17 protein-coding genes are annotated in these 18,683 nt (G+C 73.7%); 5 read left to right on the forward strand and 12 right to left on the reverse strand.

All coding sequences use genetic code 11. From position 1 onward, the window contains the following. Positions 1–148 precede the first annotated feature (148 nt). Both ACGFI9_RS05940 and ACGFI9_RS05945 read right to left on the reverse strand, forming a co-directional pair. Entirely contained in the window at positions 149–1,138 is a 990-nt protein-coding gene (locus ACGFI9_RS05940) for an HAAS signaling domain-containing protein (protein ID WP_393175468.1), read from the reverse strand. Continuing rightward, positions 1,135–1,467, reverse strand: coding sequence for a PadR family transcriptional regulator (locus tag ACGFI9_RS05945; protein WP_393175470.1), 333 nt, complete (start codon positions 1,465–1,467; stop codon positions 1,135–1,137). Before ACGFI9_RS05945 ends, ACGFI9_RS05940 begins: the two co-directional genes overlap by 4 nt. 73 nt (positions 1,468–1,540) lie before the next feature. Here ACGFI9_RS05945 and ACGFI9_RS05950 point away from each other — a divergent pair, with 73 nt between their 5' ends. Beyond that, a complete protein-coding gene (locus ACGFI9_RS05950) occupies positions 1,541–2,170 on the forward strand; it encodes a LysE family translocator (protein WP_393175472.1) in 630 nt (209 codons plus the stop codon). 71 nt (positions 2,171–2,241) lie between these two features. Next, complete coding sequence (locus ACGFI9_RS05955; RefSeq protein WP_393175474.1) at positions 2,242–2,913, forward strand: hypothetical protein; 672 nt, start codon at positions 2,242–2,244, stop codon at positions 2,911–2,913. An 80-nt stretch (positions 2,914–2,993) separates the two neighbouring features. On the opposite strand, the gene ACGFI9_RS05960 is transcribed toward ACGFI9_RS05955, so the two are convergent. From ACGFI9_RS05960 to eno, 5 genes are all read right to left on the reverse strand, one after another. Continuing rightward, positions 2,994–3,923 (reverse strand): exopolyphosphatase, encoded by a 930-nt coding sequence (locus tag ACGFI9_RS05960; protein ID WP_393176618.1) that lies wholly within the window; start codon positions 3,921–3,923, stop codon positions 2,994–2,996. Positions 3,924–4,266: 343 nt separating this feature from the next. Next, positions 4,267–4,779 (reverse strand): amino-acid N-acetyltransferase, encoded by a 513-nt coding sequence (locus ACGFI9_RS05965; protein ID WP_393175476.1) that lies wholly within the window; start codon positions 4,777–4,779, stop codon positions 4,267–4,269. A 1-nt stretch (position 4,780) separates the two neighbouring features. After that, entirely contained in the window at positions 4,781–5,338 is a 558-nt protein-coding gene (locus tag ACGFI9_RS05970; protein ID WP_393175478.1) for a DUF501 domain-containing protein, read from the reverse strand. A gap of 23 nt (positions 5,339–5,361) precedes the next feature. Then, positions 5,362–5,997 carry a septum formation initiator family protein gene (locus tag ACGFI9_RS05975; RefSeq protein ID WP_393175480.1) on the reverse strand — a complete coding sequence of 212 codons (636 nt, stop codon included), beginning with the start codon at positions 5,995–5,997 and terminating at the stop codon, positions 5,362–5,364. Between the two features lie 29 nt (positions 5,998–6,026). Then, positions 6,027–7,310: a phosphopyruvate hydratase gene (gene eno, locus ACGFI9_RS05980; RefSeq protein WP_393175482.1), complete on the reverse strand. Its 1,284-nt coding sequence runs from the start codon at positions 7,308–7,310 to the stop codon at positions 6,027–6,029. Positions 7,311–7,521: 211 nt separating this feature from the next. On the opposite strand from eno, the gene ACGFI9_RS05985 reads away from it, so the two are divergent. Then, positions 7,522–8,214: a hypothetical protein gene (locus tag ACGFI9_RS05985; RefSeq protein WP_393175484.1), complete on the forward strand. Its 693-nt coding sequence runs from the start codon at positions 7,522–7,524 to the stop codon at positions 8,212–8,214. Beyond that, entirely contained in the window at positions 8,211–9,104 is an 894-nt protein-coding gene (locus ACGFI9_RS05990; protein ID WP_393175486.1) for an NAD(+) diphosphatase, read from the forward strand. Before ACGFI9_RS05985 ends, ACGFI9_RS05990 begins: the two co-directional genes overlap by 4 nt. An 18-nt stretch (positions 9,105–9,122) precedes the next feature. Here ACGFI9_RS05990 and ACGFI9_RS05995 read toward each other — a convergent pair whose 3' ends face one another. The 4 genes from ACGFI9_RS05995 to mfd form a co-directional block, all read right to left on the reverse strand. Next, entirely contained in the window at positions 9,123–10,742 is a 1,620-nt protein-coding gene (locus tag ACGFI9_RS05995; protein ID WP_393175488.1) for a DUF885 domain-containing protein, read from the reverse strand. Between the two features lie 91 nt (positions 10,743–10,833). Beyond that, positions 10,834–11,832: a nucleoside triphosphate pyrophosphohydrolase gene (locus ACGFI9_RS06000; protein ID WP_393175491.1), complete on the reverse strand. Its 999-nt coding sequence runs from the start codon at positions 11,830–11,832 to the stop codon at positions 10,834–10,836. A gap of 5 nt (positions 11,833–11,837) precedes the next feature. Beyond that, positions 11,838–12,611, reverse strand: a complete 774-nt coding sequence (locus ACGFI9_RS06005) for a hypothetical protein (RefSeq protein ID WP_393175493.1) — start codon at positions 12,609–12,611, stop codon at positions 11,838–11,840. 56 nt (positions 12,612–12,667) lie between these two features. Continuing rightward, positions 12,668–16,312: a transcription-repair coupling factor gene (gene mfd, locus ACGFI9_RS06010; RefSeq protein ID WP_393175495.1), complete on the reverse strand. Its 3,645-nt coding sequence runs from the start codon at positions 16,310–16,312 to the stop codon at positions 12,668–12,670. A 132-nt stretch (positions 16,313–16,444) separates the two neighbouring features. Here mfd and ACGFI9_RS06015 point away from each other — a divergent pair, with 132 nt between their 5' ends. Further along, positions 16,445–17,365 (forward strand): helix-turn-helix domain-containing protein, encoded by a 921-nt coding sequence (locus ACGFI9_RS06015; protein ID WP_393175497.1) that lies wholly within the window; start codon positions 16,445–16,447, stop codon positions 17,363–17,365. A 233-nt stretch (positions 17,366–17,598) separates the two neighbouring features. On the opposite strand, the gene ACGFI9_RS06020 is transcribed toward ACGFI9_RS06015, so the two are convergent. Beyond that, complete coding sequence (locus tag ACGFI9_RS06020; RefSeq protein ID WP_393175499.1) at positions 17,599–18,639, reverse strand: S66 peptidase family protein; 1,041 nt, start codon at positions 18,637–18,639, stop codon at positions 17,599–17,601. Positions 18,640–18,683: the final 44 nt, after the last annotated feature.

Raw genomic sequence — 18,683 nt, forward strand, 5'->3', positions numbered from 1 at the left:
GCGACGAGTGGCGTTCACCTCCTGTTCGTGCGGCGGGCGGGACCCCCGCGATCCCGGCGCCGCGCCCGCGGCACCTCCGGCCGCGGCTCGGTCCACCATGGACGTGCGAAGGGGCGCCCGCCGTCGGCGGGCGCCCCTCGCGCGGGATTCAGCGGGTCGGTGCCGGGGTCGGCGCCGTCGGCGCCGGGGTGCCGGCCGGTGAGCCGGGGGAAGGCGTCGCGCTGCCGGTCGGCGCCGGGGTGGCGGGTGACGCGCTACCGGTGGGTGCGGGCGGCACCGCGGACGGCGCCGGCGGCGCGAAGGGCGCCTGCTCCGGGCAGTACGGGTAGACGTACCGGGGCGGCGGCACGACCCCGTTGGCGTCGGCACAGGTCGGCCAGCCGAGCCGGATCGGCACCCCGTTCTGGTCGAAGAGCCGGGCGTTGCGCACCAGCCGGCCCTGCTCGTCGTAGACGAAGACGTCCTGCACGGAGTCGTACGGGCTGCCGACCGAGACCTCGTGGTAGCTGCCGAACTGGTCAGAGCTGGCGTGCTGGTCCACGTTGACCAGCATCGCGAAGGAGAACAGCAGCAGGGCCGCCGTGCCCAGCCGCAGCAGCCGGCGCGGCCAGCCCCGGAACCCGGCGGAGCGGCGGCCGAGCCAGACCGAGGCGAGGACCGTGCCGGCGAGCAGGAAGAGGCCGGCCAGCACGCTGCCGTCGAGCCGGGGCAGCAACCCGGACGGCTCGCCCAGCACGACGCAGACCAGCAGCGCCGCCAGCCAGCCGCGCAGCAGCCACCACGCGGGTCGCAACGGCCGGAGGAACTCGCTCACCGAGGCGTGCCCGAGCAGCGGGCCGAGCTGGGTGTCGAGGGTGCGCAACTGGGTGCCGACCCGGGCCCGGGCGGCGGTCAACCGACGGTCGAGGGACGACCGCCCGGCCCTGCCCTCCGCGCCGGCGGCGGCCCGCAGCTCGGCCGCGTACGCCTCCGGCTCGCCGAGCCGGTCGACCAGGGTGCCGTCGGTCTCGGCGGCCACCTCGGCCAGGTGCTCCGGGAGATCCTCGGTCAACTCGTCGCGGACGGCCGGTGGCAGGTCGGCCAGGGCGGCCCGCACCCGGTCGACGTAGTCCGCGATCTCCTGCCCAGTGACGGTCATGCCGCCATCCCCCGATCATCGAGCAGTGCGTCCATGGTGCTGGCGAAGGAGCGCCAGGTCTTGCCGGAGCGGGCGAGCTGGTCCCGGCCGGCGGAGTTGAGGGCGTAGTACTTCCGGTGCGGGCCGGACTCGCTCGGCACCACGTACGTGGTCAGCAGCCCGGCGGCGAAGAGCCGGCGCAGGGTGCCGTAGACCGAGGCGTCGCCGACCTCCTCCAGCCCGGCCTCGCGCAGCCGGCGGAGGATGTCGTAGCCGTAGCCGTCCTCCTCCTTGAGCACGGCGAGCACGGCCAGGTCGAGCACGCCCTTGAGGAGCTGCGTCGTATCCACGCTCCGCACAGTACTGTGGATTGCGAAGTACCGTCAAGAAAACAGTAGCCTCGGCGGGTCGTACGCTCGAAGGATGTCGTGGAGCAGCTATGCGTCGTTCCTGGTCTTCGCCGCCGTGCTCATCCTGATCCCGGGGCCGGACTTCGCGGTGGTCACCCGCAACACGCTGGCCGCCGGTCGGGCCCGCGGCAGGTGGAGCGCGATCGGGGTGGCCGCGTCGAACGCCGTGCAGGGCATGGCCGCCGCAGCCGGCCTGGGTGCCCTCGTCGTCCGCTCCCAGCCGCTGTTCGAGACGATCCGCTGGGCCGGCGTCGCCTACCTCGCGTACCTCGGGGTGCAGGCGTGGCGCTCCGCCTGGCGCGGGGACTACCCGCCCCTGGCCGGCGACGCCACCGCCGCACCGGGCCAGGCGGTCACCGGGTTCCGGCAGGGTTTCCTGTCCAACATCACCAACCCCAAGGTGCTGGCGTTCTACCTGGCCGTCCTGCCGCAGTTCGTCGGCGGCCCGGCGCCGCTGGCGGTGCTGCTCGGATACGCGCTCAGTCACGCGGTGCTCAGCCTGGCGTACCTGCTGGTGCTGGTCGCGGCGCTGAACCGGGCCCGCGAACTGCTCTCCCGGCGCCGGGTACGGCGCTGGCTCGACGGGCTGACCGGGGTGGCCCTGCTCGGATTCGGCGCCCGCCTCGCCAGCGAACGGACCTGAGTTCCCTTCGGCGCTTTAAGTTTCGCTTATGAGGTCTGCTGATCCAGGAAAATGATCGGTACCTTGCCCGGATGCGACACATCGGAACGGTGCTCGCCGCGGCCATCGTGGGTCCACTGGCCTGGATCCTCTTCTCCCTCGGCCAGACCCGATCGGCGCAGGCGTTCGCGGACGCACAGAACGGCGGTTCCCTGGACAGCGGCGACTTTGTTCGACCCGCACTGGTCCTGGCGGCTGCCGGGATCCTGCTCGGGCTCATCGCCACGCTGCGGTTCTCCCCGCTGGGCGCGACCCTGGCCGGATTGGTCTACTCGGTCAGCTACCTGGGCCTGCTGGTCAGCCCGACCGCGGTGATGAAACTGCTCGACCACAAGCCGACCTTGAGCGGCCACCAGGTCGACCTGGCGGCCCCTGTCCGGACCGGGACGACACTGCTGGTGGGCTCGCTGCTGCTCGTCGGGGTGGTCAGCGTCCGTCGTTGGCAGCGGTGGCCGCAGCCCGGGTCCGACGCGCCCGCGGCGCTGCAACCGGACGACATCATCCCGTCCGCGGAGTCACGGAACCGCCCGCTGGGCGTGGACGGTCTCGGCCTGGGCAGCCCGGCCAGGACGCCCGAGCCGGAACTGGTCAAGACCGGCAGTTCGGACTGGGCCGGTCGTTCGGACTGGGCCGGCGTGCTGTCGGGCGGCTCCGCAGACCGGCTCGGGCGAAAGTCGAACTGGCCGCGCCAGCCGTCGCGGTGAACCTCTGACGCCTCGCGCCGCGCTTCGACCCCCGGCCCGCCGACGAACGCGCCGGGGGCCGGTCGGCGCGCCGTGGCGCCTCAGGCCAGGGACCAGGCGATGCCGTCGAGGATGTCGTGCTCGGAGGCGACCACCGAGGGCATCCCGGCCCGCTCCATGATCACGCGGAGCACCAGGGCGCCGGCGCCGATCACGTCGGCCCGGCCGGGGTGCATCACCGGGATGGCCAGCCGCTGCTCGCGGGTCTTCGCCAGCAGGTCGGCGGTGACCTGGGCGACCTGGTCGTACGACACCCGGGCGTGGTGGATGCGCGCGGGGTCGTACTCGTGGAGGCCCTGGGCGACGGCGACCACGGTGGTGACCGACCCGGCGAGCCCGACCAGGGTGGCCGCCGCGCGGCCCGGCACCGCCTCCAGCGCGCGGTCCACCGCGACGGCGATGTCCGCCTGCGCGGCGGCGACCTCGTCGAGGCCCGGCGGATCGCCGTGCAGGTGCCGCTCGGTCATCCGGACGCAGCCGATGTCCATCGAGATGGCCGCCTGCACCCCGCCCTCGCGGGTCCCGACCACGAACTCGGTCGAGCCGCCGCCGATGTCGACCACCAGGTACGGCGGCTCGGCGTCGGCGGGCAGGCCCCGCACCGCGCCGGTGAACGAGAGGCGCGCCTCCTCGTCGCCGGTGACCACCTCGGGCGCCACGCCGAGGGTCTGCTCGACCATCGTGCGGAAGTCGGCGGCGTTCGAGGCGTCCCGGGTCGCCGAGGTGGCACACATCCGCACCCGCTCGGCACCCAGCTTCTCGATCTCGGCCGCGTAGTCGGCGAGCGCGACCCGGGTGCGCTCGATCGCCTCGGGTGCGAGCCGGCCGGTCCTGTCGACGCCCTGGCCCAGCCGGACGATCTCCATCCGGCGGCTCAGGTCGACCAGCGGCGCCTGCGGCCCGGCGGACGGGTCGGGCAGGTCGGCGACCAGCAGTCGGATCGAGTTGGTCCCGCAGTCGATGGCGGCCACGCGCGTCGTCACGGCTGCCACCCTACGGCAGGCCGGTCCTCGGGACGCGGCGGTCGCCCGGGCGGCGTAGCCGGTGACCCGGGTGCGGCGGTCGCCGGTTGCCGGGCCCGCTGATCCGGGCGGCGGCGCGGGGCAGCGCGGCTCGGCGCGGGGCAGCGGGGGGGCGACAAGCCGATCAAGCGTCATGTCTCTCAGACATATTCATGTCTCAGAGACATGGCGCTTATGAGTTGGCTCGCTCCTGCCCGCGACACGCCGACGCGCCGCAGCGGACCGGCGGCAGACCCCCGGCGCCACCGGCGAGAGCGACCAGCACGGCGACCCCGGGCCGGTCAAGGCGTGGTCAGAGCCGCAGCAGCATCCGGGTGTTGCCGAGCGTGTTCGGCTTCACCCGTTCCAGGTCCAGGAACTCGGCCACGCCCTCGTCGTACGAGCGCAGCAGCTGCTCGTATACCGGCTGCGGCACCGGCGCGCCGTCGATCTCCCGGAAGCCGAACGAGCCGAAGAAGCGGGTCTCGAAGGTCAGTACGAAGATCCGGGCCACGCCCAGCTCGCGGGCCGCGTCGATCAGCTCCCCGACGATCCGGTGCCCGATCTTGCGCCCCCGGCAGGACGGGTCGACCGCCACCGTACGGATCTCGGCCAGGTCCTCCCACATCACGTGCAGCGCGCCGCAGCCGACCACCGTGCCGTCCGGGGTGACCGCCACCCGGAACTCCTGCACGTCCTCGTAGAGGGTGACGGTGGCCTTGCTGAGCAGCCGCCGGTCGTCGGTGTAGGTGTCGACCAGCCGGCGGATGCCGCGGACGTCCCCGGTGCGGGCCCGGCGGACGGTGATCTCGTCGGTGGCGGTCATCTCACTCCGCCGCCGGGACGTCCACGCACGGCCCGGCGGCCCACCACTTCTCCACCAGCGCCAGGGTCTCGTCGCCGAACGGGTTGACCCCCGGCCCGGCGGCCAGCGCGTGCCCGAGGTGGACGTGCAGGCACTTCACCCGGCCCGGCATGCCACCGGCCGAGATGCCGGCGATCTCCGGCACCTGGCCGATCGCCTCCCGGCGGGCCAGGTAGTCCTCGTGGGCGGCTCGGTAGCGGGCGGCCAGGTCCGGGTCCTCGGCGAGCCGCTCGGCCATCTCCTTCATCAGCCCGGCCGACTCCAGCCGGCTGCACGCCGCCGTGGCCCGCGGGCAGGTCAGGTAGAACAGCGTCGGGAAGGGCGTGCCGTCGGCCAGCCGGGGCGTCGTCTCCACCACGTCGGGCAGCCCGCACGGGCAGCGGTGGGCCACCGCCCGGGTGCCGCGCGGCGGGCGTCCGAGCTGCGCGGCCACCGCGGCCAGGTCGGCCTCGGTGGCCGGTTGCCGGTCCGGCAGGGGTACGGAATCCGCCGCCGGGTCCTGCGGTGGTACGACGCTCACTGGTACCTGTCTCTCGTTCGGGCTCACTTGTCGGGGCGCTCGGCGTTGGCCGCCTGCACGCTCGACCACAGCGTGTCGTACCAGGGATCGGGCGGCTTCGGCGGCCCCGCCTGCGGGCTCCTGCCGGCGTCCTTCGCGGCGCCGTCCGGGTCGGAGAGCACGACCAGCAGCGTCTCGCCCGGCTTGCCCATGAAGAACCGCTCCCGGGCCTGCGTCTCGATGTACGCCGGGTCCTGCCACTTGGCCGCCTCGACGGTGAGTTTCTCGATCTCCCTACGCTGGTCGGCCTGGGCGGCCTCCATCCGCGCGATGTCCGCCTGCTGGTCCAGGTAGACCCGGACCGGATAGGTGTACGCCAGCGCGAGCGCGATCAGCACCGCGAACAGCACGGTGGCGCGCCCGGTGAAGCGCCGGGGTTGGGGTGCGGTGAGGCGCTTGACCGTGCCGCCGGCCGCCGTACGCCGGGCCGCGGCCGGGCGGCTCGCGGAGCGTACGCCCTCGGTGGCCCGGGCCGCGCCCGGCGACCGGCCGGCGGCCCGCGGCTCGGCGCGGACGCCGCCGTCGCGGACCGACGACCGGGACCGGGCCCCGGCCGGCCGGCCGGCCTGACCCGGCCGACGGGCGGGACGCTGACCACCCGGTGTGCGGCGCTGCTGCATCGTCACACCCCTCCCCCGGAGCTCGTGGCTCAGGCCGAACGGTAGCGCGGGAACGCGCCGGCGCCGGCGTACCGCGCCGCGTCGGCCAGCTCCTCCTCGATCCGCAGGAGCTGGTTGTACTTCGCGACCCGGTCCGAACGGGCCGGGGCGCCGGTCTTGATCTGGCCGCAGCCGGTGGCGACGGCCAGGTCGGCGATGGTGGTGTCCTCGGTCTCGCCGGAGCGGTGGCTCATCATGCACGTGAAGCCGGCCCGGTGGGCCAGGTCCACCGCGTCCAGGGTCTCGGTGAGCGAGCCGATCTGGTTGACCTTCACCAGCACCGCGTTGGCGGCCTTCTCGGTGATGCCCCGGGCGATGCGCTGCGGGTTGGTGACGAACAGGTCGTCGCCGACGATCTGGATCCGGTCGCCCAGCGCCGCGGTCAGGGTGGCCCAGCCGCTCCAGTCGTCCTCGGACAGCGGGTCCTCGATGGAGACGATCGGGTAGTCGCCGACGAGCTTGGTGTAGTAGTTGCTCATGTCCTCGGCGGTCTTGGCGCTGCCCTCGAAGGTGTAGGTGCCGTTGTCGAAGAACTCGGTGGCGGCGACGTCGAGGGCGAAGACGATGTCGGTGCCGAGCCGGTAGCCGGCCTTCTCCACCGCCTCGGCGATCAGGTCCAGCGCGGCGGCGTTGGTCGGCAGGTTCGGCGCGAAGCCGCCCTCGTCGCCCAGGCCGGTCGACAGGTCCTTCTTCTTCAGCACCGACTTGAGCGCGTGGTAGACCTCGGCGCCGGAGCGGAGCGCGTCGCGGAAGGTGGGCGCGCCGATCGGCGCGATCATGAACTCCTGGATGTCGACGTTCGAGTCGGCGTGCGCGCCACCGTTGAGGATGTTCATCATCGGCACCGGCAGCAGGTGCGCGTTCGGGCCGCCGAGGTAGCGGAAGAGGCTCAGCTCGGCGCTGCCCGCGGCGGCCTTCGCCACGGCCAGCGAGACGCCGAGGATGGCGTTGGCGCCCAGCTCGGCCTTGTTGTCCGTACCGTCGATGTCGATCATCTTCTGGTCGATCAGCCGCTGCTCGCTGGCCTCGTACCCGATGAGCTGGTCGACGATCTTGTCCTCGATGTTGGCGACCGCCTTCTCGACACCCTTGCCCTGGTAGCGGTCCTTGTCACCGTCGCGCAGCTCGATCGCCTCGAAGGCGCCGGTGGAGGCGCCGGACGGCACCGCGGCGCGGGCGATCGTGCCGTCGTCGAGCCCGACCTCGACCTCGACCGTCGGGTTGCCCCGCGAGTCCAGGATCTCCCGGGCGACGATTCCCTCGATGGTTGCCACTGAGTCGCTCCTCGTTTGTGTGTTCCGGTCCGGTATGGGCCGCGACGGTGCGGCTGAGGCAGGTGTTGAACGCAGCGTATCGGTCGGCGCTCGAGCGCACGTCGTTCGGGGCGCACCCGGCCCGCCGGGAGACACGGACATTCCCGGATTCTCCGGCCTCAACCGGCAACGGGTTTGCGAGAGGTTGCGCCGATCGACAAGGCTGGGCACCATGCCCGCCGCCTCGACGACTCTCCGCGTGCTCGCCACCTCGGTCATCGCGTCGCTCTCGGTCACCGGCTGTCAGGCCATCGACGACGCCGGGGCCGCGCTCGGACGGGCTGATCTGGTCAACGACCTCGCCTCCCGGATGGACCGGTCGCTGGAGCAGACCTGGGCCGCCGATTACCAGCTCGCCGGCGGGCGGAGCGCCGCCATCGCGCAGACCACGGAGCCGCTGCAGTCGTCGTACACCTGGCCGGACGGCAAGATCACGGTGACCCAGCAGGCGGTGACCCGGTGCGCGACCGCCGCCGGGCGTACCTCCTGCACGGTGTCGCCGCCGGTGCTGACCGCCGGCAAGCCGTCCGTGATCGTCTACGCCGAGGCGCGCAAGCACGGGCTGGTCACGCCGCCGGCGGTGATCCGGCTGCTCACCGACGCCGCGTTCGACCCCGAGGCGGTCATCGAGCAGAGCGACACCACCCTGGCCGGACACCACGCCACCTGCGTCGACGTCACCCGCTCCGGGGAGCGTTTCACCGCCTGCGTCACCACCGAGGGCGTGCTGGGCAGCTTCACCGGCACCCTCGACGGCAAGCCGGCGGAGCTGACGCTGAGCCGCTACACCGACACCGTCGAGCCGACGTCGTTCGCCGTGCCGGCCGGGGCGGGCGTGGTCGACCGCCGTACGGCCACGTCGTGACGACCGGCCTCGCCGCGGACGCGCCCGGCGACGCCGGGCCGGGCCGAGCCAGCCCGGACGGCCGGGGCCGCTTCGTCCCGGGCGCCGACCGGAGCCGCCCGCCCGCGCCCGGCGACCTGGCCCTGCCGGTGGCCGGGCGCAAGCTGCTGACCGGCCCCGACGGCGGCCTGCCCCGGATCGGGGAGCTGCCGGCCGACCTCGACTGGGTACCGGTCGGCACGCTGGACGGGATCCCCGCCTGGACGGCCGAGGTGGCCGACCCCGAGGCGCTGGCCGGCCGGTGGCGCGGCTGGCGGAGCCTCGCCACCGAGCTACCGCAGCCGCTGGCCGACCTGGCCGGCCGGGCGCTCGCCGTGGTCACCTGGCGGCGTACGCACCGGTGGTGCGGGGCCTGCCGGACCGAACTGGCCGACGTGCCGGGCGAGACCGCCCGGCGCTGTCCCGGCTGCGGGCTGACCGTGTTCGTGCCGCTCTCCGTCGCGGTGCTGGTGGCGATCACCCGCCCGGGGCGCGCCGGCCGCCCCGACGAGCTGCTCCTGGTCCGGCACGCGTACGGGCCGACCGAGCTGTGGGCGCTGGTGGCCGGGTTCGTCGAGGCCGGCGAGTCGCTGGAGGCGGCCGCGCACCGGGAGGTGGGCGAGGAGGTCGGGCTCACCATCGGGCGGCCCGGCTACGTCGACAGCCAGCCCTGGGCGATGTCCGGCCCGGGCACCCTGCTGGCCGGCTTCACCGCCACCGTCACCGACCCGGACGCCGAGCCGGTGGTCGATCCGAAGGAGCTGACCGAGGCGCGCTGGTTCCCGGTGGACGCGCTGCCGGCGGAGCTGCCCCCGGCGTACTCCATCTCGCGCTGGCTGATCGACGCGGTCGCCGCCCGCCCGCGCGGCTGAACCGGCGCGGCCGCCCGGTCAGATGCCCAGCAGGGTCCGGAGGTGGCGCGGCGGCGGGCAGTCGTGCGCCAGCATCGCGTCGTGCCACTCGCGCACCGACACCCCGTCGGGGCGGGCGCGGGCGATGTCGGCCATCTCGCTGTACCCGACGAAGTAGGTGGAGAGCTGGGTGGAGGTGAGCAGGGCCCGCCGCCACTTGCCGGCCGCCTCGCCCTCCTCCTGAAAGCCGCGCCCGGTCATCAGCGCCATCGCCTCGGCCTCGGGCAGGTCCTCGCAGTGCACGAGCTGGTCGAGCAGCGCGTTGATGGTCATCCGGAGCTGCATCTTGAGCTGCTGGAGTCGGACCGGCAGCCCGCCGAAGCCGAGCCCGGCCATCAGCTCCTCGGTGTACACCGCCCAGCCCTCGACGAACACCCCGGACTCGGTGAGCGCCCGGACCCGGGTCGGACCGGCGTACCGGCGGGCGTGGGCGAGCTGGAGGAAGTGACCGGGCATCGCCTCGTGCACGGTCAGGTTGCGGATCATGTGGTCGTTGTACTCCCGGTAGAACGACTCGACCCGGTGCGCGGGCCAGTCCGCCGGGGTGGGCGCGATGCAGTAGAAGGTCGGCACGTCCGCGGTCTCCAGCGGGCCGGGCGAGTCGCAGTAGGCGACCGCCACGCCCCGGGCGAACTCCGGCATCTCCTGGATCACGCACGGGTCGGAGACCAGGGTGATCAGGTCGTGCGCCCGGACGAAGTCGGTCGTTTCGTCGAGGGTGACCGAGGCGAGGTCCACGATGGTGGCGTCGTCGGGGTGCTCGGCGGCGAGCAGGTCCAGGGCCCGCCGCACGGTCTCGTCGTCGGCCGGGCCACCGACCAGCTCGACGGCCGCCTCGCGGATCTCGGCGGTGACCCGCTCGAGGTTGTCCCAGGCCCGGCGCTGGATCTCGGCGGCGCTCAGCTCGGTGTCCAGGGTGTGCCAGAGCCGCGCCTCCCAGCGCCGCCGGCCCAGCCGGGGGTCGCGCCCCGGGCCGGCGTCGGCGGCCAGCCCCATCCGCAGCCACGCCACCAACTCCTCGATGGCGGCGATCGCCGCGGTGGCCGCCGGTTCGACCGTGTTGTAGAGCCCGGGCGCCTGGGCGAGCAGCCCCGGCACCTCGTCCCGGATCAGGGCGGCCGTGCCGGTGAACTGCCCGACCGCGGTCTCGGCGTGGATCCGGGGCATGTCCCGCAGGGTGGCGCGGGCGGTGGCCAGGGCGTCCGGTACGGCGGCGAGCCGGCCGGCGAGACTCTGCAACCGCACCTCGGCGGGGGCGAACGGGCGGGCCAGCAGGGCGTGCAGCAGCGGGCCCGGGTTGTGCCGCAGCGGGTCCCACTCGTGCGCGCGGATCTCGGTCGCCTCGAACAGCCCCTGGTCGACCAGGCTGCTCAGCAGCGCGTGGTCGACCCGTTCCTCGACGTCGAGCGTGTCCGGGTCGATCTCGGAGAGCGCGTCGGCCGCGTCCTTGAGCATCGCCTGATCGGCGGCGAGGCCGTCGGCGGAGAGATCCGGCAGCCGGTCGTCGTACCGGTGGTCCCCGGCGGACGTGGCCAGCCCCGGCCGGCTCTCCAGCAACGCCTCCACGATCCGCTCCGCGAGCGGCACGAACGCCTCCATGTCCAAGACCCTACCGATCTCCCCCGACTTTCCGGTTGATCAAGGAGTTCGCGTCGGCAGAGCGGCGCCCCTTCCTGACGCGAACTCTTGTTCAACTCGCCTGGTCGTGGGTGGGGCGGGCGGCGCGTTCGGCGGTGCGGACGGCGTCGGCGTAGGCGAGGGTGGCGCGGCGGAGGGCGGCCTCGGGGTCGATTCCCGCCTGCCTGGCGGCGGCGACCGTGGCGAGCAGGCCGGCACCGAGCCTCGCCTCCGGATCCACCTGGGACTCGGCCAGCGGCGGCGGCACGGCCAGGCCGATCCGGCCGGCCCGGTCCAGGATCTTCGCGGCGAGCGCGAGCGCCGGCTGGCTCAGCGCGATGCCGTCGAGCACCGACTCGCGGGTCTTCTCGGCCCGCTTGATCCGCTCCCAGTTCGCCTCGATCTCCTCCAGCGAACCGGCCTGCTCCCCGGAGAAGACGTGCGGGTTGCGCCGGACCATCTTGTCGACCAGGCCGCCGGCCACGTCGTCGACCGTCCAGCGCTTCCCCTCCGGCAGGTCCTCGGCGAGCCGGGCGTGCAGCAGCACCTGGAGCAGCACGTCGCCCAGCTCCTCGCGGAGCGCGTCGGTGTCCTCGGCGCTGATCGCGTCGTACGCCTCGTAGCACTCCTCGAGCAGGAAACCGGCGAGGCTGCGGTGGGTCTGCGCCCGCTTCCACGGGTCGCCACCGGGAGACGCGAGCCGGTCCATCACCTCGACCGCGTCGAGCAGCCGGGCGCCCGGCGGGTCCCACGAGCCGTACATCAGCTCCAGCTCGGCCAGGCCCGGCTCGCGGGCCAGCCGCAGCCCCAGCTCCCGGGCCAGCGCCTCGTCACCGGTCGGCCCGGCCAGCCAGACGGCCGTGCCCCGGGCCGCCGCCGCGTCGAGCAACGCCTGCGTCGCGCCGTCGGCCACCACGCTCACCTCGGCGCCCGCCGTGCGGACCACCCGGGCCAGCTCGCTCTCCGCGCCGGTCAGCACCGGCGCGGCGCGTACGACGTCCCAGGCGGCGGCCGTCAGCAGGCCGGCCGGCAGCCGGGGCGAGGTGACCAGCAGGACGATCCGGGCGGTCATGCCGGTCAGGGCGCGACCGCGCCGGTGGTCTGCGGTGCCTCGGGGGTCGAGATGTCGGTGACCGGGCCGTCGTGGTTGATGTACGGCAGCGAGTAGAAGACCAACGACTGCCCGGTGCTGACCACCGACGGCACGCCGATCGGGCCGTACTTCGGGTTGATCGAGGCGTCGACCTTCTCCGCCTCCTCGCGCAGCGCGGAGCTGAGCGCGGTGGCGCTGCGGACGAAGCCACCCTCGCCGAACGCCTCCCGGACCTGGGCGACGGAGAGCCCGGACTTGATCGCGCCGGTCTTCTCGATGGCGTGGTAGACGGCCATCACGGCGTCGTCGCTGAGGTCGGCCGGGGGAAGCTTCTCCTGGAGCGCGGAGGAGATGTCCACCCACTCGCCCCAGAGCTTCGCGTACTCGGCGCTGGCCGGCATCTGGAGCTGCGCCTGGAGCTGCTCCGGGGAGACCTCGTCGGGGGCCTGGATGTCCTTCTCGGCCAGCAGGCGCTTGCCGAGGTCGACGGCGACGAGCAGGTTCAGCACGTCCTGCCGGGTCACCGAGGAGCGCAGCTCCTCCGGTGCCGGCGTGGCGCCGGTCTGCGCCCGCTGGCTCTGGACCGCGTCGGCGTACTGCGTCTGGGCGTCGTTGTAGATCTCGTCCACCCGGTCGACGGAGTACCTGGTGTCCCCCACGTACGCGGCGACGTCCGGCGCGGACCGGCCGCAGGCGGCGAGGGACAGCACAGCGAGGGCCGCGACGCTGGCGGCGGCGAAGAGACGGCGAGCACGCATGACGGCCACTCTCTCACGCCCGGTACGCGGCTGTGACGCCGCCCACCCCGCCGGGGTCACCGGGCCCCCGCCCCGGCCGGCTCGACCGCCGCCGGCTCGCCCAGCACATCCTTGAGGAGCTGGGCGCACCACTCCAGCAGCGCCTGGTCGCGCAACGGCTCGCCGCCGACCCGCCGGGTGCTCGGCCGGGGCACGCTGACCTGGTCGAGCGCCTGCTTGTAGACCGAGTCCGGGTGGTAGCGCTTCAGGCGCAGCTGCTTCGAGTCGGGCAGCGGCAGCGGGCCGAACCGGATGTGCTTGCCCTGCATCGACACGTCGGCGAGGCCGTACCGGCGGGCGAGCAGCCGGAACCGGGCCACCGCGACCAGGTTCTGCACCGGGGCGGGCGGCTCGCCGTACCGGTCGGTCATCTCGGCGACCACCTCGCGCAGCCGCTCCTCGTCCCGGGCCTCGGCGAGCTTGCGGTACATCTCCAGGCGCAGCCGCTCCACGCCGACGTAGTCGTGCGGCAGGTGCGCGTCGACCGGCAGGTCGACCTTGACCTCGGCCTCCTCCTCCGGGTGTTCGCCCTTGAAGGCGGAGACCGCCTCGCCGACCATCCGCACGTACAGGTCGAAGCCGACGCCCTCGATGTGGCCGGACTGCTCGCCGCCGAGCAGGTTGCCGGCGCCCCGGATCTCCAGGTCCTTCATCGCCACGTACATGCCGGCACCCAGCTCGGTGTGCTGGGCGATGGTGGCCAGCCGCTCGTGCGCGTTCTCGGTGAGCGGCTTGTCCGACGGGTAGAGGAAGTACGCGTACGCCCGCTCCCGGCCGCGGCCGACCCGGCCCCGGATCTGGTGCAGCTGGGCCAGGCCGAGCAGGTCGGCCCGCTCCACGATCAGCGTATTGGCGTTCGGGATGTCGATGCCCGACTCGACGATCGTGGTGCAGACCAGGACGTCGAACTCCTTCTCCCAGAAGCCGACCATCACCTTCTCGAGCGCTTCCTCGCCCATCTGCCCGTGCGCCACCGCCACCCGGGCCTCGGGCACCAGCTCACGGATCCGCCGGGCCGCCTTCTCGATCGACTCGACCCGGTTGTGCAGGTAGAACACCTGCCCGTCGCGGAGCAGCTCCCGGTGGATGGAGGCGGCCACCTGCCGGTCGTCGTACGCCCCGACGAAGGTGAGCACGGGGTGCCGCTCCTCCGGCGGGGTGGCGATGGTGGACATCTCCCGGATGCCGGTGATCGCCATCTCCAGGGTGCGCGGGATCGGGGTGGCCGACATGGCCAGCACGTCCACCGAGGCGCGCAGGCTCTTCAGGTGCTCCTTGTGCTCGACGCCGAAGCGCTGCTCCTCGTCGATGATGACCAGCCCGAGCTGCTTGAACCGGGTGGACGCCTGGAGCAGCCGGTGGGTGCCGATCACGATGTCGACGCTGCCGTTGGCGACCATCTCCAGCGTCTGCTCGGTCTCCTTCGGCGTCTGGAACCGGGAGAGCTGCCGGATCGTCACCGGGAACTGGCTCATCCGCTCGGCGAAGGTGTTGTAGTGCTGCTGCACCAGCAGGGTGGTGGGCACCAGCACGGCCACCTGCTTGCCGTCCTGCACCGCCTTGAACGCGGCCCGGACCGCGATCTCGGTCTTGCCGTACCCGACGTCACCGCAGATCAGGCGGTCCATCGGGACGGTCTGCTCCATGTCCCGCTTGACCTCCTCGATGGCGGCGAGCTGGTCCGGCGTCTCCTGCCAGGGGAAGGCGTCCTCCAGCTCCCGCTGCCACGGGGTGTCCGGGCCGAAGTTGTGCCCCTTGGACGCCTTGCGGGCCGCGTAGAGCTGGATGAGCTGCGCGGCGATCTCGCGGACCGCCTTGCGGGCCCGGGCCTTGGACTTCTGCCAGTCCGAGCCGCCCATCTTGTGCAGGGTGGGCTGCTCGCCGCCGACGTAGCGGGAGAGCTGGTCGAGCTGGTCGGTGGGGACGAAGAGCCGGTCACCGGGCTGGCCACGCTTGCTCGGCGCGTACTCGATGACCAGGTATTCCCGGCTGGCTCCGTTCACCGTGCGCTGCACCAGCTCGACGTACCGGCCGATGCCGTGCTGCTCGTGCACGACGTGGTCGCCGGCCTTCAGCTCCAGCGGGTCGATGGTGTTGCGCCGCCGGCTCGGCAGCTTGCGCATGTCCCGGGTGGAGCTGCCCCGGCCGCCGGTCACGTCGTTGCCCGTGAGCAGCACGAACCGGGACGCCTCGTCGACGAAGCCGGCGGTCAGGCAGCCGCACGAGACCAGCAGCTCACCGGGGGCCGGAGCGGCCGGCACCTCCTCGGTGAGCCGGGCGCCGAGGCCGGCGTCGCGGAGCACCTCGACGGCCCGCTGGGCGGGGCCGTGCCCCTCGAAGACCAGCGCGATCGACCAGCCCTCGCCGGCCCAGCGCTTGAGGTCGTCGACCACCCGGGCGGTCTCGCCGTGGTAGAGCGGGGCGGGCTGGGCGGCCAGGGTCACCGCGATCGCGTCGTCCGGGGTGACATCGACCTCGGTCGGCTCGTCCTCCCACGGCTGCCGGGCCGGGGCGGCCTCCGCCTCGATCAAACCGAACGGCGACAGCGTCCACCAGGGCTGACGCAGGGCGCGGGCCGCCGTGCGTACGTCGGCCAGGGTCTTGAAGGCGGCGGCGCCGAGGTCGACCGGGGCCTGCCCGCCGACGGCGGCCGCGGCCCAGCTGGCCTGGAGGAACTCCTCGGAGGTACGGACCAGGTCATGCGCCCGGGTGCGGATCCGCTCCGGGTCGCAGAGCAGCACGTGGGTGCCGGCGGGCATGGTGTCGACCAGCAGCTCCAGACTGTCGCTGCCGAGCAGCGCCGGGACCAGCGACTCCATCCCCTCGACCGGGATGCCCTCGGCGAGCTTGTCGAGGATCTCGCCCAGCTCGGGGTGCTCCTGCGCCAGCGCGGCGGCCCGCTTGCGTACCCCGGGGGTGAGCAGCAGCTCGCGGCAGGGCGGGGCCCAGAGCTGCGGAACCCCCTCGATGGTGCGCTGGTCGGCGACGGCGAAGGTGCGGATCTCCTCCACCTCGTCGCCCCAGAACTCGACCCGGGACGGGTGCTCGTCGGTCGGCGGGAAGACGTCGAGGATGCCGCCCCGCACCGCGAACTCGCCCCGCTTGGTGACCAGGTCCACCCGGGCGTACGCCATGTCGGTGAGCCGGCGGGCGATCTCCTCCAGGTCCGCCTCGTCGCCGGCGGCGAGCTGCACCGGCTCCAGGTCCCCGAGCCCCTTGAGCTGCGGCTGGAGCAGCGACCGGACCGGGGCGACGACCACCCGCAGCGGCCCGGTGCGCCCGTGCGCGTCGGCCGCCTCGGGGTGGGCCAGCCGGCGGAGCACGGCCAGCCGCCGGCCGACCGTGTCCGAACGGGGCGAGAGGCGCTCGTGCGGCAGCGTCTCCCAGGACGGGAACACGGCCACCTGCTCCGGCGGCAGCAGGCTGCCCAGCGCGGCGGCGAGGTCGTCGGCCTCGCGGGTGGTGGCGGTCACGGCCAGGACCGGTCGTCCGGCGCCCCCGGCGCGCTCGTCGGCGGCCACGGCCGCCACGGCGAACGGGCGCAGCGCGGCGGGGGCGGTGAGGTCGAGGCCGTCGACCTGCGCGGCACCGGAGCGCGCCAGGTCACGCGCCCGGGCCAGCCCCGGGTCGGCCAGGGCGGCGGCAAACAGTCCGGTGAGCATCAGTGATCACTTCCCCGCGGATGGCACACGACGATGACCCCTCGCCCGGTCTGGACGGGGGGTTCCCGCATCGACAGTATCTCTTCGGGGGACGTTCGGCCGCTGGCCGACGCCGAGTGCCGGAGGAGACGCATGCCCGTCGAGGGAGTCGGCAGTGATCCGCGCCGCAAGACCACGCCCGCCCGCTGGCGGGTGCTCGGCCACCCCGACGGGATGCTCATCTACCAGGTCCGTTGCATCGTCGAGAACCACGGCTGGACGGACCCCGTGGCCGAGGACCGGTACCAGGTCTTCATCGGGCGGTCGGGGGCGTACCAGCGTCGGCTCAACGGGCGAAGCGCGGTCGCCGACGCGACATCGATCCTGCTGAGCCGGCCCGGGGACGAGATGGCGGTCGCCCACCCGTACGGCTGCGGCGACTCGTACACCTGCCTCGAGGTGGCTCCGGAGGTGCTGGAGAGCCGGCCGGACGCGGCCCGCTGGTTCACCCGGGACGGCTGGGAGGGCAGCACCGACCCCTCGTTCGACCTGGCGCACCGGTTGCTCGTGGCGGAGCTGCGCCGCGGGCTGGACGGCTTCGAGATGGCCGAACGGCTGCACCGTTTCCTCGGCCGCCTGCTGGAGCACAGCGCACTGGCCGGCGAGGGCGCCGTCGACGCGGAGCTGGGCCGGTCGGTGCGCCGGCGGCCGGCCACGCTCGCCGCCCACCGCCGGCTCGCCGACCGCGCCCGGGAGGTGCTGGCAACCTCGGACTTCACCCTCGGGCTGGCGGAGGTCGCGCGCGAGGTGGGCGCCTCACCGCACCACCTGAGCCGGGTGTTCCAGCGGGTCACCGGCAGCAGCCTGACCGCGTACCGGAACCGGCTGCGGGTCCGGGCGGTGCTGGACACGCTCGCGGAACCCGACGGCCGACCGCTCGGCGACCTGGCCTCCGCGTACGGCTTCGCCGACCAGGCGCACCTGACCCGGGTGGTACGGGAGCAGGTCGGGCACCCACCCGCCCGGCTGCGCCGGCTGCTGACCCCTCGGGAACGGGGCGCTGGCGCGGGGTGAGCCGCGGCGGTGGCCCATCCGCGCACATTTCTTCAAGAAACCACGCCCGCCGACCCGGAGGATGGACCGCGTCAGTCCCGGCGGCGATGGGGGCAGGAAGGGGTACGCGGACCTGTTCGGGGAGGTCCGACGCCCCTCGCCGGGCCTTCGGGCGGCCCGCCCCGGGACACGCCCCATGGAGGTGCCGTACTCCCCCCAGTACGGCACCTCCGCCGGCCGGTCGCCGGCAGGGGTCAATAGCGCACGGCGATCCGCTGCTCCACCGCGTCGACCCGGATCTCCCCGCCGTACGGGATGATCAGCTGCGGGTCGGTGTGACCCAGGTCGACGTCGAAGACCACCACCGGGTCGTCGGCGTAGTCCGCGAGGGCCCGCGTGATCGCCTCCCGCTGGGCCTCGCCCCAGGCCACCCGCTCGGCGGGCGAGTGCGGCTTGTCGAAGTCCCACGCCTTGGGCCGGCCGACCACGACGGCCGGGAAGGCGGCGAGCAGCCCGCGCTCGCCCATGTTGCGCACGATCCGGAAGACCTCCCGCGCCGACGGCAGTTCGTTGGAGGTCTCGAAGACCAGCACCGACCCGGCCAGCTGCGCGACCGACGGCACCCGGTCGGCGGCCATCAGCCAGTGGATGATCTCCAGGCAGCCGCCCCAGGTCCGCCCCTGCACCACCCGCGCCGGCCCCTGCCAGCGCCAACCCTCGCCGGGGAACATCACCGGCTCCTCGACCAGCGTCGCCGGGTCCCGCCAGTCGCGCGGCTCGTCGCCCCACTCGGCGGCCGGGGTCAGCTCGTACCAGCCGGAGGTGAAGAGGGCGGCGCGCAGCGAGTCGAAGGTGACCGGGTTGGGCTTGCCGGACCTGCCGAGGTGCACCAGCACCGAGCCGCCGTGGTACGCCACCATGCCGAGCCGGTAGAGGTGGTTGAGGATGTTGGTGTTGTCCGAGTACCCGTAGTAGGGCTTCGGGTTGGCCCGCAGCACCGCGTCGTCCAGGTACGGGGTGACCGTGATCAGGTCGTCCCCGCCGACGGTGGCGAGCACCGCGGTGATCGTCGGGTCGGCGAAGGCGGCGGTCATGTCCCGCGCCCGGTCCCGCGGGTCGGCCCCCATCCGGCGGGTGGTCGGATATTCCACCGGCTCCAGCCCGAACTCCTCGCGCAGCCGGCGCAGGCCCAGCTCGTGCACGTGCGGGAAGAGTCCCGGCAGGCCGGCCGAGGGCGAGACGACGGCGACCCGGTCGCCCGGCTTCGGCTTGGCGGGATAGCTCGGCGGCGTCATGTTCCGACGCTATCGGGCCGGGCCAGCGATTTCCGCCCCGGAAA

It is taken from the genome of Micromonospora sp. NPDC048930, from assembly GCF_043197935.1.
Lineage (GTDB): Bacteria > Actinomycetota > Actinomycetes > Mycobacteriales > Micromonosporaceae > Micromonospora.

Coding starts and splice junctions, on each gene's coding strand:
- ACGFI9_RS05940 (WP_393175468.1), bottom strand. CDS start 1,138: ATGACCGTCACTGGGCAGGAGATCGCGGACTACGTCGACCGGGTGCGG.
- ACGFI9_RS05950 (WP_393175472.1), top strand. CDS start 1,541: ATGTCGTGGAGCAGCTATGCGTCGTTCCTGGTCTTCGCCGCCGTGCTC.
- ACGFI9_RS05955 (WP_393175474.1), top strand. CDS start 2,242: ATGCGACACATCGGAACGGTGCTCGCCGCGGCCATCGTGGGTCCACTG.
- ACGFI9_RS05965 (WP_393175476.1), bottom strand. CDS start 4,779: ATGACCGCCACCGACGAGATCACCGTCCGCCGGGCCCGCACCGGGGAC.
- ACGFI9_RS05975 (WP_393175480.1), bottom strand. CDS start 5,997: ATGCAGCAGCGCCGCACACCGGGTGGTCAGCGTCCCGCCCGTCGGCCG.
- ACGFI9_RS05985 (WP_393175484.1), top strand. CDS start 7,522: ATGCCCGCCGCCTCGACGACTCTCCGCGTGCTCGCCACCTCGGTCATC.
- ACGFI9_RS05995 (WP_393175488.1), bottom strand. CDS start 10,742: ATGGAGGCGTTCGTGCCGCTCGCGGAGCGGATCGTGGAGGCGTTGCTG.
- ACGFI9_RS06000 (WP_393175491.1), bottom strand. CDS start 11,832: ATGACCGCCCGGATCGTCCTGCTGGTCACCTCGCCCCGGCTGCCGGCC.
- ACGFI9_RS06005 (WP_393175493.1), bottom strand. CDS start 12,611: ATGCGTGCTCGCCGTCTCTTCGCCGCCGCCAGCGTCGCGGCCCTCGCT.
- mfd (WP_393175495.1), bottom strand. CDS start 16,312: ATGCTCACCGGACTGTTTGCCGCCGCCCTGGCCGACCCGGGGCTGGCC.
- ACGFI9_RS06015 (WP_393175497.1), top strand. CDS start 16,445: ATGCCCGTCGAGGGAGTCGGCAGTGATCCGCGCCGCAAGACCACGCCC.
- ACGFI9_RS06020 (WP_393175499.1), bottom strand. CDS start 18,639: ATGACGCCGCCGAGCTATCCCGCCAAGCCGAAGCCGGGCGACCGGGTC.